The organism is Sulfitobacter sp. SK011, from assembly GCF_003352065.1.
Taxonomy (GTDB): Bacteria; Pseudomonadota; Alphaproteobacteria; order Rhodobacterales; family Rhodobacteraceae; genus Sulfitobacter.
On sequence record NZ_CP025803.1, the window covers coordinates 2,215,557 to 2,231,340 of the forward strand.

Sequence of the window (15,784 nt, forward strand, 5' to 3'; positions counted from 1 at the left end):
TCCCGGATTTAGCCGGGCCTGCGGGGGTCATGCAAGCAGGCTTATTGCGGCACCGCAAAGGTCAGCGCCGCCCAAAGCGTTTCCCAAACCGGTGCATCGGGGTCGTCAGCGGCGTCCGGGGCAGGGCGCAGAACCACCGCATCAAAGAGATAGTCGTGTCCGGGTGTCACGGGAATCGTCGCCTCGCCCATCGCATCGGTGCGGTGCAATGTGATGGCCACACTGTCATCCGGGGACCGGTCAAAAACCTCGATCTGGGCATCCGGACGCGGCTGATCCTGATAGCGCAAGGCCACCGACATCTGTCCGTCAAACCCCGCGGCATAAGGGTTGCTTAGCGCGACGAATTCGGTTGCCAGCCCAAGTGCTGCATCAGCGCCCGCGCCGCTGCCAACCCCGATCAACGCTTTGGCGTGGCGGGTATAGCTTTCCTTGAACTTTTCCTGCGACCAGCCCTTTGCGATGTGGTCTGTCGCAGCATTGGGAAAATCCTTGTGCGTTGCGAACTTTAGAAACTTCTCCCATTCCTTGTAGGTAAGCGTTGACGGTGCTGTCTCATAGACCACTACCAACAGGCCGTCCGCATTCAGGGCGTCCAACTGCAAGGCCGGCGCATCCCCGGTGCGGGCCGCCACTGGATTGACCTCACCATCAAAGACCGTCTCGAACCGCGTGCTGCTGCGGTCAAAATACGCCAGCGTGGTCCCGACAAAATTCTGGCCATTTTTGAAGTCCGCCTGGATTGTGTCGCCCGGTGCCACTTGATACGTCTGAGGCTCAATCCAGTATTCATGTGCAGCCGCTGGCGTAAGCGGTAGGGCGCAAGAGGCGACAAGCAGCAGACGGGACAAGAACATGGCAAACACTTTCATTAGAGATAGGGCAAAGCTGGCCTTGTTGAGCGTTTTGTCAAGCATGCTGTTGATCTGTGGCACCATTGTGAACGCCCACGAAGTGCAGCCGACCATTGCTGACATGACAGTGGAAGACGGGCAGCTTTCATTTGATCTGCGCCTCAATGTGGAAACTTTTCTGGCTGGTATCGATCTCGATACAGTGGATGACACCAACAACGCAGAGAATGCCGACGATTACGACGCCCTGCGCGCCCTGTCCGGCAACGATATTGCCGCCCGCGCACCTGATCTGCTGACCCGCTGGAACGCGGTGCCGCTGGTGGTTGTGGATGGCACGCCTGTGACCCTGCGCGCGGCGTATTTGGATATTCCTGAGGAGGTGGATATCGAACTGCCGCGCATTTCGACCTGGCGGCTGGTTGGCAACCTGTCGCAGAACGCAGGCAAAGTTACCGTCACCTGGCCTGTAGGTGCAGGCGCGATGGTGCTGCGCCAGCAGGGTGTGGAAGAGCCCTTTACCGGTTATCTGAGCGGCGGCGAAACCAGCCCCGAAATTGACCTTGGCGGCGGTGGCCAACAGACCACGTGGCAGGCTTTCGCAAACTATATCCCGGTGGGCTTTGATCACATCCTGCCCAAAGGACTAGACCATATTCTGTTCGTGCTGGGGCTGTTCTTTTTGTCCACCCATTTGCGCCCACTGATCTGGCAGGTCTCGGCATTCACGTTGGCCCACACAGTGACATTGGCCTTGGGGGCCATGGGCTGGGTGTCGGTGCCGGCCTCGATTGTGGAGCCGTTGATTGCCGCCTCGATTACCTATGTGGCGATTGAAAACGTCTTTACGTCGGGACTGACGAGGTGGCGGCCTTTGGTGATCTTTGGGTTTGGGTTGTTGCACGGTCTTGGCTTTGCCTCCGTGCTTGGCGAATTTGGCTTGCCTGAAGGGCAGTTTATCCCGGCACTTGTCGGGTTCAACATTGGGGTTGAGCTTGGCCAGTTAACGGTGATCGCCATCGCCTTTTTTCTGGTTGGCTGGGCAATCAGGCGTGATTGGTACCGCCGCCTGATTTCGATACCCGCGTCTTGCGTGATCGCCGGTGTCGGTGCCTATTGGTTCATAGAACGGGCGTTTTTCTAAAGCGCCTTACGCCATCGCCGCAATCAGGGTTTTCAAAGCGGCCTTTGGATCGTCGGCCTGCCAGATCTCGTCGCCCAGACCAAAGAAGTCAGTGAAAGGCGTCAGCGTGCGCATCATACCCTCGTCAAGCGCGCCTTCGGCCACGACCGGAACCTCGATCACCTCAGACCACCACTGGAACAGGTCCAGTTCGGCAAAACTGCCATCACCCAATGTGCTGGCCTGCACGGAGCCAAAGCTGACGTAATCCGCACCTGCTTCGCCCGCCGCCATGCCCTCGTGACGCGAGGTGCCACAAAAGCTGCCGACAATCGCGTCGTCGCCCAGTTCCTTGCGGGTATAGCGCACCGACCGCGCCGCATCGCTCAGGTGCACGCCGTCCAGACCCAGCCGTTCGACCAACAGCAAATGATCGCTGATCACCAGTGCCACATCGCGGGCATGGGTCACTTCACGCAGCGCATCGGCAGCGCGGCTCAGACGGTCTTCATCCTTTGTTGACAGGGCAAGACGCACACAGGCAATCGGATGGGCGTCCAAAACAGCGGCCAAAGTGCTGGGAAAGCTGCTGAGTTCAATCTCGGGCGGGGTGATCAGATAGATCTGCGGCTGCTCGGGCGTGTCCATGCTCAAAGTCCTTTGGTTTCTTAATCAGTCCCTAGCCGAAGGTGGGCAAAAAGAAAACGTCTATTGAAACGCGAAGCCAAGGCGTTCTTGCGATACCGTGGTGCGGCGCGTAAGAGGCGGACATGACAGAAACGACACAGCCCCCCACGATCCCGGCCTTTGTTCTGGTGCGCCCGCAAATGGGCGAAAACATCGGCGCTGCGGCGCGCGCGATGTGGAACTTTGGCCTTGATCACATGCGGCTGGTGGCCCCGCGGGATGGCTGGCCCAATCCGGCGGCTGACGCACTGGCGTCCGGGGCCGGGCGGCTGCTGGACGAGGCGGCCCTGTTTGGCGATCTGCCCTCTGCCCTGGGGGATTGCGATTTTGTGTTTGCCACCACGGCGCGGGGCCGTGACCTGACCAAACCCGTGTTCAGCCCAGAGGCCGCAATGAAAGAAGCCGCGACGCGCATTGGGTCCGGACAGCGGGTTGCAGTGCTTTTTGGCCCCGAGCGGGCCGGGTTGGAAAACGACGATATCGCGCGCTCGAACGCGATCATCTCGGTGCCGGTCAATCCGAATTTTGCCTCACTGAACCTTGCGCAATGCGTGTTGCTGACGGGGTATGAATGGATGCGCGCACAGGGCGATGTGACGGCGCAATCGGTTGAGATGGCAGGCACCGATTGGGCCAACAACAGTGAGATTGAGCATCTGGGCGCGCATTTTGAGGACCGCCTGAACGAGGCCGGGTTCTTTTTCCCCGAACACAAGGCCACCTCAATGAAGCTGAACCTGCGCAACATGTGGTCTCGGATGCCGCTGACCCGTGCAGACGTGCAGATGCTGCATGGCATGATGCGGCAAATGGTACGTTGGAAAGAGCGCGACTAGACCTTCGCGCTGTGGTGGCCTACCTATCAAGGAAAGCTGAGATATGAGGCCCGCCAATGGCAGAAAAACGCAAGTTATTTGAGGAAGTCGGCACGCCCGAGGCTGCGCGACCCGTGGTGGCGACCGGCGTGATTGACCGCGGGCGCGGCGGCGCGCGCGGGGCCATTCGCATCTGGTTGATGATCCTTTTTGCACTGGTGTTTGTGATGATCGCTGTTGGCGGTGCCACGCGCCTGACGGATTCTGGCCTGTCGATCACCGAATGGCGTCCCATCACCGGGGCAATGCCGCCGATGAATGACGCAGACTGGCAATCTGAATTTGCCAAGTATCAAGAGATTGACGAATTTCAGGTGCAGAACTCATGGATGCAACTGGCCGATTTCAAGCGCATCTATTGGTGGGAATGGGGCCACCGGCAATTGGGCCGGGTGATCGGTCTGGTCTGGGCCGTTGGTTTTTTCTGGTTCTTGCTGCGCAAGCAGATCCCCAACGGCTGGACCGGACGATTGCTGTTGCTGGGCGCGCTTGGCGGTGCCCAGGGAGCCATCGGGTGGTGGATGGTCGCATCCGGTGTCACAACCGGGGCAGGGACCACAGATGTGGCGAGCTACCGATTGGCCACCCATCTGGGGCTGGCCTTTGTCATTCTGGGTTTTATCACCTGGTACATGCTGATGCTGGGCCGGTCAGAGCGTGACCTGATGCAGGCCCGCCGCGCAAAAGAGACCCGGCAATTTGGCCTTGCCACCGGGTTGCTGCATTTCGCGTTTCTGCAAATCCTGATCGGGGCGCTGGTCGCGGGAATTGATGCGGGCCGGTATTTTGTCGATTGGCCGCTCATGCAGGGGCAGTTCTTCCCGCCCGATGCGTTCAATCTGACCCCCGGTTGGCGCAATTTCTTTGAAAACCCCGGTCTGGTGCAATTCATTCACCGCGTTGTGGGCTACCTGCTGCTCGCATTTGGTATTGTCGTTTGGCTACGCGGGCGCAAATCGGCGCACCCCCACACCCGCTTTGCCTTCAATGCGGTGATGGCCGCTTTGGCCTTGCAGGTCGTGCTGGGCATCACCACCGTTCTTTATGCCGCACCGGTGCACATCGCCCTTTGTCATCAGACACTGGCCGTGGTCCTGTGGGTGCTTATCCTGCGGGCGCGGTTCCTGAGCGCCTATCCGATCGCCACATCTTTGAGAGGAACGAAACCATGACTGCATATGACGACCTGATGGCATTTCAACGCGAAACCGAAGCGCTGTCGCAGGTGGCCGGGCGCCTTGGCTGGGATCAGGAAACCGTGATGCCCCGTGCCGCCGCCCCGCAGCGCGGTGAAGAAATGGCCGCAATGGAAAGCATGTTGCACGCCCGCCGCGTTGACCCGCGCGTCGGCGATTGGCTGTCAGGTATTGACCAGGCAACATTGGATGATGTGGGCCGCGCCAATATGCGTCTTATTCAACGCAGCTATGACCGCGCGAGCAAAGTGCCCGCCCAATTGGCCGCCCGCATTGCCCGCGTGACATCCGAAGCCCAGGGCATCTGGGCAGAAGCCCGTGCGAAGGACAATTTTGCGTCCTTTGCCCCAACCTTGACCGAAGTCATCGGGCTGAAGCGCGAGGAGGGTCAGGCCCTATCCGCTGGCGGTGATGTCTATGACGCGATGCTGGAAGATTACGAACCGGGCACCACTGGCGCTGATCTGGCAGCGATGTTCGGTGCCCTGCGTCCCGAATTGAGCGCGCTGCGTGCCGCCGTGCGCGAGGCGGAGGCACCGCCCGTGCTGGAAGGCGTGTTTGACGAAGGCGCGCAGATGAAACTGACGCGGCAATTGGCCAAGACCTTTGGCTATGACATGAGCCGGGGCCGCGTGGACAAGGCGGTGCATCCATTCTCGTCCGGTGGCGGCCTTGATGTGCGCATCACCACGCGCACCAACGAACTGGACCCGTTCAACTGCCTTTATTCCACCATTCACGAGGTCGGCCATGCCGCCTATGAACAGGGCATCGACCCTGACTATCTGCTGACGCCTTTGGGGCGGGGCGTGTCGATGGGCGTACACGAAAGCCAAAGCCGCATCTACGAAAACCAGTTGGGCCGCAGCCGTGCGTTCACCGGCTGGCTTTACGGCCAGATGAAAGAAGCCTTTGGTGATTTCGGTGTGGCTGATGCGGAAACCTTCTATCGCATAGTCAATCGTGTCTCGGACGGGTTCATCCGAACCGAGGCTGACGAACTGCAATATAACCTGCATGTGCTGATGCGCTTTGATCTGGAACGGGCGCTGATCACCCATGATCTGCAGGTCGATGACCTTGAGGCGGCATGGAATGACCGGTTTGAGGCTGACTTTGGCTTTGCCGTCGACCGTCCCTCTGACGGCGTCTTGCAGGATGTGCATTGGGCCGTAGGTCTGATTGGGTATTTCCCGACCTATAGTCTGGGCAATGTCTACGCCGGATGTCTGAATGAGGCGCTGCGAAAGGCGGTGCCGGGGCTGGACGATGAACTTGCCCAGGGCGACACCAGCAGTGCAACATCATGGCTGCGCGAAAATGTGCAGATTCATGGTGGGCTTTATGAACCGCGTGACGTCATTGAACGCGCCTCAGGAACCGCCCCATCAGAAGCGCCATTGCTGTCGTATCTGAAAACCAAGTTTGCAGATATTTACGCGTTATAGGGCCGGAACGGACGGAAAAACACGTTTGATGCGCCCCTCAGGAACGGGTGATTCCCGACCTCATAAATCCACGAACTGGATGGATGAATGACAAACGCCCTCAGGCTTGATGCCGGAGGGCGTATTTTTTTGGGGGTGCGCTGCACATCGAGTGTGAAACCGAAGCTGATTTAGGCCTCTGGTGCTTCTACATCCTCGTCAACTTCGTCGCCCTGATCGGCAATCCATGCCACGCTGACGACGACTTCACCTTTGCCGGTATCAAAAACCTTGACGCCTCCAGCACTGCGCGAGCGGAACGAGATACCCTCAACCGGCACCCGGATGGATTGGCCTTTGGATGTGGCCAGCATAATCTGATCATCCAGCTCGACGGGGAAGGACGCCACAATGTCGCCACCGCGCATCGCCTTGTCCATCGCCGTGACGCCAAGACCACCGCGACCGCGCAAAGGATAGTCGTGACTGGAGCTGAGCTTGCCCGCGCCCTTGGCACTGATCGTCAGGATAAGGTTCTCAACGGCGGACATTTCCGCATATTTGTCGGGTGAGATTGTTGCGTTTGCGTTGATCTCTTCTTCGTCAGACATGTCCGCATCATCGGCCAACCCGGCGACCGCACGGCGCATCTTGAGATAGGCCTGCCGTTCATCGGATGTTGCGTCGAAATGACGGATGATCGACATGGACACCACTTTGTCTTTGCCGCTCAACTTGATGCCGCGCACACCCACGGAGGCGCGTGAATTGAACACCCTTACATCTGTTGCGCGGAACCGGATTGCACGGCCAGAGTTTGTGACCAGCATCACGTCATCATCGTTTGACGCGATGCGTGCATTGATCAGCGTGGTATCGGCGTGGTCATCCTCGAACTTCATCGCGATCTTGCCATTGCGCATCACATTGGTGAAATCACTCAGCTTGTTGCGGCGCACGGTGCCTGCCGATGTGGCGAAAACCACCTGCAAATCGTCCCACTCATCCTCGGCACGGTCCACCGGCATGATCGCGGCAATGCTGACACCTGTCGGGATCGGCAGGATGTTCACAATCGCCTTGCCCTTGGACGTGCGGCCCCCTTGCGGCAGGCGCCATGTCTTGAGCTTGTAGACCATACCGTCGGTCGTAAAGAACAACAGTTGCGTATGGGTGTTGGCGACAAAAAGCGTGGTCACCACGTCTTCTTCTTTGGTGGCCATGCCCGAAACGCCCTTACCACCGCGGCGCTGGCTGCGGAAATCGGCCAAAGGCGTGCGTTTGATGTAGCCGCCGGAGGTGACGGTCACGACCATGTCCTCGCGTGCGATCAGGTCTTCGTCTTCCATATCGCCGGACCAGTCGACAATCTCGGTGCGACGCGGCACGGCAAAGAGATCACGCACCTCTTTCAGCTCATCCGCGATGATGCTCATGATCCGCTCACGGCTGCCCAGAATCTCAAGGTATTCCTTGATCTTAGAGGCAAGTTCTTCCAGTTCATCCGTGACTTCCTTGACACCGATCTGGGTCAGGCGCTGCAACCGCAGCTCCAAAATGGCGCGGGCTTGGGCCTCGGACAGGTTATAGGTGCCATCGTCGTTGGCCGTGTGGGTTGGATCGTCAATCAGCGCGATGTAGGGCAGGATATCGCGCGCAGGCCAGCGCCGGGTCATCAGTTTTTCACGGGCCTCAGCGGCATCAGCCGACGACCGGATGCTGGCGACCACCTCGTCAATATTGGTCACAGCCACGGCCAGACCACACAAGATATGGCTGCGTTCACGTGCCTTGCGCAGCAAAAACGCAGTGCGGCGGGCCACCACGTCTTCGCGGAAATCAATGAACGCGGTCAGAAACTTGCGCAGCGTCAGTGTTTCCGGCCGACCGCCGTTGAGCGCCAGCATGTTACAGCCAAAATAGGTCTGCATCTGGGTGAAGCGGAACAATTGGTTCATCACCACTTCGGCCGTCGCGTCGCGCTTGAGTTCGATCACCACGCGCACGCCGTTGCGATCGCTTTCGTCCTGAACATGGGCAATGCCGTCGATCTTCTTTTCACGTACCTGTTCGGCGATCTTTTCGATCATCGCGGATTTGTTGACCTGATAGGGGATCTCGTCGATGACAATGGCCCAGCGGTCCTTGCGGATTTCCTCAACCCGCGTTTTGGCACGAATGATCACGCTGCCGCGCCCTTCAAGATAGGCTTTGCGCGCACCGGCCCGGCCCAACATGATGCCACCCGTCGGAAAGTCGGGGCCGGGGACATATTCGATCAACTGTTCCGTGGTCAGATCAGGGTCTTCGATCAACGCCTGACAGGCATCAATAACCTCACCCAGATTGTGCGGCGGAATGTTGGTGGCCATACCAACCGCAATCCCGCCAGCGCCATTCACCAGCATGTTCGGGAAACGTGACGGCAGCACCGATGGCTCGCGTTCCTTGCCATCGTAGTTGTCCATGAAATCGACAGTGTCTTTGTCCAGATCACTGGTCATGTACGACGCGACCTTGTCGAGCCGGGATTCAGTATACCGCATCGCCGCAGCAGAATCGCCATCCATGGAGCCAAAGTTGCCCTGACCATCAATCAGCGGCACCGACATCGAGAAGTCCTGCGCCATCCGCACAAGCGCGTCGTAAATCGCTGAATCACCATGCGGGTGATACGAGCCCATCACATCGCCAACCGATTTTGCGGATTTACGGTATGTTTTGTCGTGGGTAATGCCCTTTTCGTACATCGAATAAATGATCCGCCGATGGACCGGTTTCAGACCATCGCGCAGGTCTGGAATGGCACGGCTGACGATGACCGACATGGCATAATCCAGATAGGATGTGCGCATTTCGTGTTCGATGCTGACCGAAGGCCCATCAAAGATGGGGCGTTCAGGCATATTTTCTTCATCGTTTTCAGGGGTATCCGGCGTATCGTTCACGTCATTGGCCTAGCTTTATCACTGCTCTATATCTTGGGGTTTTCTATAGCAGAATGGGCATATGAGGTGCAATGCCTGTGGCCAAAACACACCGACGTCAGTAACATCATAGTGACAACATATTGTTTTCATTGAAAAGTAAATATTTGCTGCCACTCTAGACGGGGGGATCACAGCTTAGGAGGTTTATTATGCCCCGATCAGAAACCGAATTGATGCTCAAAGGCTATGGGCTTACCACGGCGGAATTCTTCTATCATATGCCTGATTTTACCCATGTGCTGAACAGTTTCGTCTGGCAGGAATACGATATCGCCCCGGATCATCCTGAACTCTTTAAATTTGTCGAATTTTGGCAGTCCGAGATCGAGGGGCCCCTGCATTCGGTGCGGTTCAGCCATCGCAAACTGCTTTCCTCCGGGGAATGGCACAATCAGGTTGGCGAATTCACGCTGCACTAGCGACGGATCAGGCCGAACAACTGGCCCCGCCAAGCACACAGAACTTGGCGCAATGGGGGTGGTTCAATGACACATCACGCTCGGCCTGCTCAAGCGTTTCGCCAAGTTCAAATTCAGGCGAATAGGGCAGCAACGTACACGCCAGCACGGCAGGTTTTGCGGCACCCTTGCGTTTGACCACCATCCGCGACGATGCGCACATGATCGTGCTTGGGGATTTATCCAGAATGTCCCAACAGCCGGTGGTGATTTCCGGCACTTCCACCGTTTCGTCCATTTCAGGAAACAACACCGTCATAGCAGGGTTTTGCGCGTCAATATCAAACCCTTGTTCGGCAAAAAATGCAGCATACCCATCGCGGCTTGATGCATCACTGTCCCCAAAAACCGACCGCCCGGCCACCGCCATCCGGAACCCATGATCGCGCAACCATTTCATACCGGTCAGGGTCTTTTGAAACGCGCCGTCCCCCCGTTCGGCATCATGCAACGCCGCGCGAAAATGATCGACGGATATCCGCAGGGTCATTTTTCCCGGATAGGTCTTTTCAAGCCGCACCAACCCGTCTTGCATGTTTTTCCGCATCATCGGACGCATGGCGTTGGTGAGGATCAACACCTCGTATCCGCGCGCCAAAGCGGCCTCTGTCATGTCGATCATCTGAGGGTTCATGAACGGTTCACCCCCGGTAAAAGCGATCTCTCTGACCGGCCATTTGCGCGTTTCAATCTGATCCAGATACGCGGCGACCTCATCGGCGGTGATATAGACAAGTGCGTCATTGGTGGGGCTGCTTTCGATATAGCAGTTCACACATTCAATGTTGCACAGGGTTCCGGTGTTGAACCAAAGCGTTTGCGGGTCTGTCAGCGATACGGCCGCGCGGGCCTCGCCTTTGGCGGTGACGTGGGGGTCCTGAAATTTGCCGGAATTTGCTGCTGTATTTGACGCCTGCAAATCTTTCATGGTTGGTCCTTGCCCCGTGCCTTATGTTATCGTTGAGTGTGCTACGCTAGAAGTGTTGCGAATAAAAGTGCCGCAAAGGGATGTGCACAGACTTGTGAAGCGCTGAAAATAGGATATGTTTGCGCTAACAACGGCCCAATTGGGCGTAACAGGGGTTCTCCACATGGTCTCTCGCGTAATTCCGGTCGATCCATTTGATCTGGTCATTTTTGGCGGCACAGGGGATCTGGCCCGGCGCAAAATCCTGCCGGGATTGTTTCGTCGTTTCTGTGCCGGGCAAATGCCCGCCGATGCAAGAATCGTGGGTGCCGCGCGCACAGACATGGACACTGCCGCGTACCGCGCGATGGTTTCTGACGCGATCGGCGAATTTGGCGGGGAGTTCGCCTGTGAAGGAACAACCTTAAAGAAATTCCTCGAACAGATTGACTATATAGCTATCGACGCACGCGGCGAAAAAGGCTGGGCAGAGCTTCAGGAAATGATGTCCGGAACGGGCAGGGTAGAAGCCTATTATTTCTCTGTCTCACCCTCGCTTTTCGGGGATCTGGCCGAGCGTCTGCAACACTGGGGCATGGCCGATCACGAAAGCCGCATCGTGGTGGAAAAACCCTTTGGCCGCGATCTTGAAACCGCGCGCGCGCTCAACAAGACGCTTGCCACTTATTTTGCAGAAAGCCAGATTTACCGCATTGACCATTATCTTGGCAAAGAGACCGTGCAAAACCTGATGGCGGTGCGGTTCGGCAATATGCTGTTTGAGCCATTATGGAATGCACAATACGTCGATCACATCCAGATCACGGTTGCCGAAACGGTTGGCGTGGGGGGCCGGGGTGAATATTACGACAAGTCGGGTGCGATGCGCGATATGGTGCAGAACCACTTGATGCAGCTTTTGTGCCTGATCGCGATGGAACCCCCCGCGCGCTTTGATCCCGATGCGGTGCGCGATGAAAAACTCAAGGTCATCCGCGCCCTTGATCCTGTTGAACCGCACCATATCGCGCGCGGACAATATCTGGCGGAAGTTGGCAACGAGGCTGAAAACCCAGACTATCGCACTGCCGTCAATGACCCGCGCAGCCACACAGAAAGCTTTGTGGCGCTCAAAGCGAAAATCAGCAACTGGCGGTGGGCCGGGACACCGTTCTATCTGCGCACCGGCAAACGGATGTCTGCGCGCAGTTCCGAAATCACCGTGGTGTTCAAGGAAACCCCACACTCGATCTTTGCAGAAGACGCCGGAAGGCACCGCAATGTGTTGTCGATCCGGTTGCAGCCCAATGAGGGCATCACACTGGGCGTGACCATCAAGGAACCGGGCCCCGGCGGCATGCGCCTGATCGACGTGCCGCTTGATATGACCTTTGCGGACGCGTTGGGCGATCAGGATGCGGATCACGTAGATGCCTATGAACGTCTGATCATGGATGTGATCCGTGGCAATCAGACATTGTTCATGCGCGGCGACGAGGTTGAGGCGGCCTGGGCATGGACCGATCCCTTGATCCAGGGCTGGGAGGCGCGCAATGATGTGCCCAAACCCTATGACAGCGGCTCTGACGGGCCGACGGTGTCAACGGAATTGATGCGGCGGGATGGCCGTGAATGGCGAAAGGTTTAGTCGTGAATATCATCGAATACGCAGACAGAGAGATGTTGGCGATGAATGTCGCTGATAAGTTGGCCAGTGAATTGAAAGCATGCCTGTTGGTCCACGAAACTGCTTCCTTCGCGGTGCCGGGCGGGACAACACCCGGCCCGATCTTTGATTTGCTGAATGGCACTGACATTGAATGGGACCGTGTCCATGTGATGCTGACCGATGAACGTTGGGTGCCGCAGGATCACGCACAATCCAACGCGGGGCTGATCCGGGAACGATTGCTGGTGAACGATGCGGCGGCGGCGACATTTGTACCGTTTTATCAACCGGGGCTGGACCCATCCGAGGGCAGTGCGCAGGTCGCCAAAGGTCTGAAGGACGAACTGCCTATTTCCGTGCTGATGCTTGGTATGGGTGCTGACATGCACACCGCATCGCTGTTTCCGGGGGCCGAAGGTCTGGATGCGGCCCTCGCTGGGAATGCGCCGCTGCTCTGCCCGATCCAGCCAAAGGGCCACGATATTGCCCGCGTCACACTGCCCGGCCATGTGCTGCAGGGGGCGATGGCCAAACATCTCGTCATCTTTGGCACCGACAAACGCGATGCGTTGGAAAGGGCGCGATCCTTGCCACCAGAGCAGGCCCCGATCGCCACGGTGCTGCATGACACAGAGATACATTGGGCGGAGTGAACATGGACATTTGGAAAAGTCTGAAAAGCCGCCAGAGTGCTGTGGCAGACCGACCGTTGCTGGCACTTTTTGAGGAAGACGGTCGCGCCTCGGATTTCGTGGTTGAGACAGCGAATATGCGGTTTGACTATGCCAAGACCAACATTGACCGAGACACCCGCGCCGAGCTGATCAAACTCGCGGAACATGCGGGTGTTGCGGCCAAGCGCGACGCGATGTTTGCCGGTGCCGAAATCAACGAGACCGAAGGCCGCGCGGTTCTGCACACCGCATTGCGCAATCTTGATGGCGGCCCGGTGATGGTGGACGGCCAGGACGTGATTCCCGGCGTCCTTGATACGCTGGCGGCAATGCGCGCCTTTGCCGATAAGATACGCGCCAGCGACATAACAGATGTGGTGAACATCGGCATTGGCGGCTCTGATCTTGGCCCTGCAATGGCCACTGCCGCGCTCAGCCCGTATCACGACGGCCCGCGCTGCCATTTCGTGTCCAATGTCGATGGTGCGCAGATCGCTGATACATTGCGGGGGCTGGATGCAAAAACCACTTTGGTGATCGTCGCCTCCAAAACCTTTACAACCATCGAAACCATGACCAACGCCCGTACCGCCAAGGCATGGATGATCGACCACGGCGGTGATCCCAAGGTCCAGTTTGCAGCACTCAGCACGGCTGAGGAAAAGACCGCTGATTTTGGCATTGATCCCGATCAGGTCTTTGGGTTCGAGGATTGGGTTGGCGGGCGCTATTCCGTCTGGGGGCCCATTGGCCTGTCGGTGATGATTGCCATTGGTCCCAAAGGCTTTGACGCGTTCTTGCGCGGGGCGCAGGCGATGGACACGCATTTCCGTGGTGCCGATCCGCTTGAGAACATGCCAATGATGCTGGCCCTTGTGGGCATCTGGCACAACCAGATCTGCGATTATGCCACCCGCGCCGTGCTGCCCTATGATCAGCGGCTGGCGTATCTGCCCGCGTATCTGCAGCAGCTTGAGATGGAATCAAATGGCAAATCGGTGCAGATCGATGGCACACCCGTGGATCATCACAGCGGCCCTGTCGTCTGGGGTGTTGTTGGCACCAACGGGCAACACGCGTTTTATCAACTGATCCATCAGGGCACGCGTATTATTCCCTGCGAATTTCTGGTGGCCGCAAATGGCCATGAGCCTGATCTGACCCACCATCACAAACTGCTTGTGGCAAATTGCCTTGCCCAGTCTGAGGCGCTGATGCGGGGCCGATCCTTTGCCGAAGCCAGCAAGATGATGGCCGCCGAAGGTTTGACCGGTGCCGAGCAGGAGCGTCAGGCCCACCACCGCGTTTTCCCCGGCAATCGCCCGTCAACCACATTGGTCTATCCGCTGCTGGATCCCTACACCCTTGGTCAGATTGTTGCCCTTTATGAACACCGCGTTTTTGTCGAAGGGGTCATTCTTGGCATCAATTCCTACGACCAATGGGGGGTGGAACTGGGCAAGGAACTGGCCACATCGCTTGGTCCTGTTGTTGAGGGTGTCGAACCGACGACCGGCAAGGACGGCTCTACCGCCAGTCTGGTGGACTATGTCCTCAAACACAGCAGCTGAACGGCTTCGCGGGCTCGCTTTGGTCCCTCACACCAGATCAGGCGCGCGGCCCACGCGGTTGGCCAATGGGGCCACTGTCAGGCCCTGAACGATGATCGAAAAGACCACCACGATATAGGTGCAGGTCAGAATCACCGGCTTCCATTCGCTATCAGGCAGGGACAAGGCCAGAGCTACCGAAATACCACCCTTCAACCCGCCCCAGGTCATGATCGGCGTCACCCCCTGGCTGAATGTGCGAAACGGGCGCAGCAAACTGATCGGCACGACAACCGCGACCAGGCGGGCCAGCAGGGCAATAAAGATCGTCGCAATGCCGGTCAGAATGACATCGCCTGAAAATGCAACGGCAAAGACTTCAAAGCCGATCAGCAGGAACAGAACCGCATTCAGGATTTCGTCAATCAGCTTCCAAAAGCCCTCAACGTATTGTCGCGTGATTTCGGACATGCCCTTGGCTGTGCCCACATCACCAATCAGCAACCCCGCACAGACCGCCATAATCGGGGCCGAAACATGCAGCCAGACGGCCAATTCGTAGCCGCCAAAGGCCAGACCCAGCGTCAGCAACACTTCAAGCGAATAATCATCAATGCGCCGCATGACCCGGAAGGTGAGCCACCCCAGAACAAGGCCCAGCACGGCGCCGCCAACCGCCTCTTGCACAAACAGCAATGCGGCCCCCACCAGCGGGCTGCCGTCATCGGCACCATGTGCATCGCCCGGGAAAGCCAGACCAACCAGCACCAGAAACACGACATAGCCCACGCCGTCATTGAACAGGCTTTCGCCCGCGATCTTGGTCTCTAGCGTTTTGGGCAGATCGGCCTCGCGCAGCACGCCAAGTACGGCAACCGGATCGGTCGGTGAGATGAGCGCGCCAAACACCAGCGCCACCAACAATGGCATGCCTGTAAGCCATGAAAACCCAAATCCAACAATCGCTGTGGACAGGGCAATGCCCAGCGTGGCCATCAAGAACACCGTGATCCATTCCGCACGCAGATCGCTGAGTTTGACGTGCAACGCTCCGGCAAAAAGCAACAGACCCAACATGCCCTCAAGCAGGGCCTCGGAAAAATCAATGCCCGTTACAATGCCGCGTACGGTGTCCGCGATGTTGAGCGCGGGCCACACCAGATCCAGCGCCAAAAGCCCAAATGAGGCCAGCAGCGACACCACCAGAATACCGATGGCAGAGGGCAATTTGAGAAACAGATAATTGATCGCCCCAAATCCGCCCGCAAGGACAATCAACAGCGAGGTGATTTGCAGAATATTCATGCTCTGGCTTTCTTGAGGCGGCAGACAGCGAGGCCACCTGAACTGATCTTGGGTAGGTCGCAGACGTGC

13 protein-coding genes are annotated in these 15,784 nt (G+C 57.8%); 8 read left to right on the forward strand and 5 right to left on the reverse strand.

Going from position 1 to position 15,784, the window contains the following annotated elements; genetic code table 11:
• Nucleotides 1-41: 41 nt before the first annotated feature.
• The gene (locus tag C1J02_RS10910; protein WP_254693085.1) at nucleotides 42-917 is read right to left on the reverse strand and encodes a DUF4198 domain-containing protein; all 876 of its coding nucleotides are present in this window, start codon (nucleotides 915-917) and stop codon (nucleotides 42-44) included.
• Between C1J02_RS10910 and C1J02_RS10915 the strand changes: the two genes are divergently transcribed.
• The gene (locus C1J02_RS10915; RefSeq protein WP_254693284.1) at nucleotides 916-1,998 is read left to right on the forward strand and encodes a HupE/UreJ family protein; all 1,083 of its coding nucleotides are present in this window, start codon (nucleotides 916-918) and stop codon (nucleotides 1,996-1,998) included. The two genes, C1J02_RS10910 and C1J02_RS10915, sit on opposite strands and share 2 nt — an antisense overlap.
• A gap of 6 nt (nucleotides 1,999-2,004) precedes the next feature.
• On the opposite strand, the gene C1J02_RS10920 is transcribed toward C1J02_RS10915, so the two are convergent.
• Nucleotides 2,005-2,625: a thiamine phosphate synthase gene (locus tag C1J02_RS10920; RefSeq protein WP_114878606.1), complete on the reverse strand. Its 621-nt coding sequence runs from the start codon at nucleotides 2,623-2,625 to the stop codon at nucleotides 2,005-2,007.
• A gap of 122 nt (nucleotides 2,626-2,747) precedes the next feature.
• Here C1J02_RS10920 and C1J02_RS10925 point away from each other — a divergent pair, with 122 nt between their 5' ends.
• The 3 genes from C1J02_RS10925 to C1J02_RS10935 are packed head-to-tail and all read left to right on the forward strand — an operon-like array spanning nucleotide 2,748 to nucleotide 6,183.
• Nucleotides 2,748-3,500, forward strand: coding sequence for an RNA methyltransferase (locus C1J02_RS10925; RefSeq protein WP_114878607.1), 753 nt, complete (start codon nucleotides 2,748-2,750; stop codon nucleotides 3,498-3,500).
• Nucleotides 3,501-3,556: 56 nt separating this feature from the next.
• A complete protein-coding gene (gene ctaA, locus C1J02_RS10930) occupies nucleotides 3,557-4,711 on the forward strand; it encodes a heme A synthase (protein ID WP_114878608.1) in 1,155 nt (384 codons plus the stop codon).
• Nucleotides 4,708-6,183, forward strand: a complete 1,476-nt coding sequence (locus tag C1J02_RS10935; RefSeq protein ID WP_114878609.1) for a carboxypeptidase M32 — start codon at nucleotides 4,708-4,710, stop codon at nucleotides 6,181-6,183. Before ctaA ends, C1J02_RS10935 begins: the two co-directional genes overlap by 4 nt.
• 170 nt (nucleotides 6,184-6,353) lie before the next feature.
• Here C1J02_RS10935 and gyrA read toward each other — a convergent pair whose 3' ends face one another.
• A complete protein-coding gene (gene gyrA, locus C1J02_RS10940) occupies nucleotides 6,354-9,110 on the reverse strand; it encodes a DNA gyrase subunit A (protein ID WP_114878610.1) in 2,757 nt (918 codons plus the stop codon).
• 191 nt (nucleotides 9,111-9,301) lie between these two features.
• Here gyrA and C1J02_RS10945 point away from each other — a divergent pair, with 191 nt between their 5' ends.
• A complete protein-coding gene (locus tag C1J02_RS10945) occupies nucleotides 9,302-9,571 on the forward strand; it encodes an usg protein (protein WP_114878611.1) in 270 nt (89 codons plus the stop codon).
• Between the two features lie 7 nt (nucleotides 9,572-9,578).
• On the opposite strand, the gene C1J02_RS10950 is transcribed toward C1J02_RS10945, so the two are convergent.
• Nucleotides 9,579-10,538, reverse strand: a complete 960-nt coding sequence (locus C1J02_RS10950; RefSeq protein WP_114878612.1) for a radical SAM protein — start codon at nucleotides 10,536-10,538, stop codon at nucleotides 9,579-9,581.
• Between the two features lie 163 nt (nucleotides 10,539-10,701).
• Here C1J02_RS10950 and zwf point away from each other — a divergent pair, with 163 nt between their 5' ends.
• The 3 genes from zwf to pgi are packed head-to-tail and all read left to right on the forward strand — an operon-like array spanning nucleotide 10,702 to nucleotide 14,431.
• Nucleotides 10,702-12,165, forward strand: a complete 1,464-nt coding sequence (zwf, locus tag C1J02_RS10955) for a glucose-6-phosphate dehydrogenase (protein WP_114878613.1) — start codon at nucleotides 10,702-10,704, stop codon at nucleotides 12,163-12,165.
• A 2-nt stretch (nucleotides 12,166-12,167) separates the two neighbouring features.
• Nucleotides 12,168-12,839: a 6-phosphogluconolactonase gene (gene pgl, locus C1J02_RS10960; RefSeq protein ID WP_114880516.1), complete on the forward strand. Its 672-nt coding sequence runs from the start codon at nucleotides 12,168-12,170 to the stop codon at nucleotides 12,837-12,839.
• A gap of 2 nt (nucleotides 12,840-12,841) precedes the next feature.
• On the forward strand, nucleotides 12,842-14,431 hold the full coding sequence (gene pgi / locus C1J02_RS10965) for a glucose-6-phosphate isomerase (protein WP_114878614.1): 1,590 nt from the start codon (nucleotides 12,842-12,844) through the stop codon (nucleotides 14,429-14,431).
• Between the two features lie 27 nt (nucleotides 14,432-14,458).
• Here the strand turns inward: pgi and C1J02_RS10970 are convergent, their stop codons facing one another.
• Nucleotides 14,459-15,715 carry a sodium:proton antiporter gene (locus tag C1J02_RS10970; protein ID WP_114878615.1) on the reverse strand — a complete coding sequence of 419 codons (1,257 nt, stop codon included), beginning with the start codon at nucleotides 15,713-15,715 and terminating at the stop codon, nucleotides 14,459-14,461.
• Between the last annotated feature and the right edge of the window lie 69 nt (nucleotides 15,716-15,784).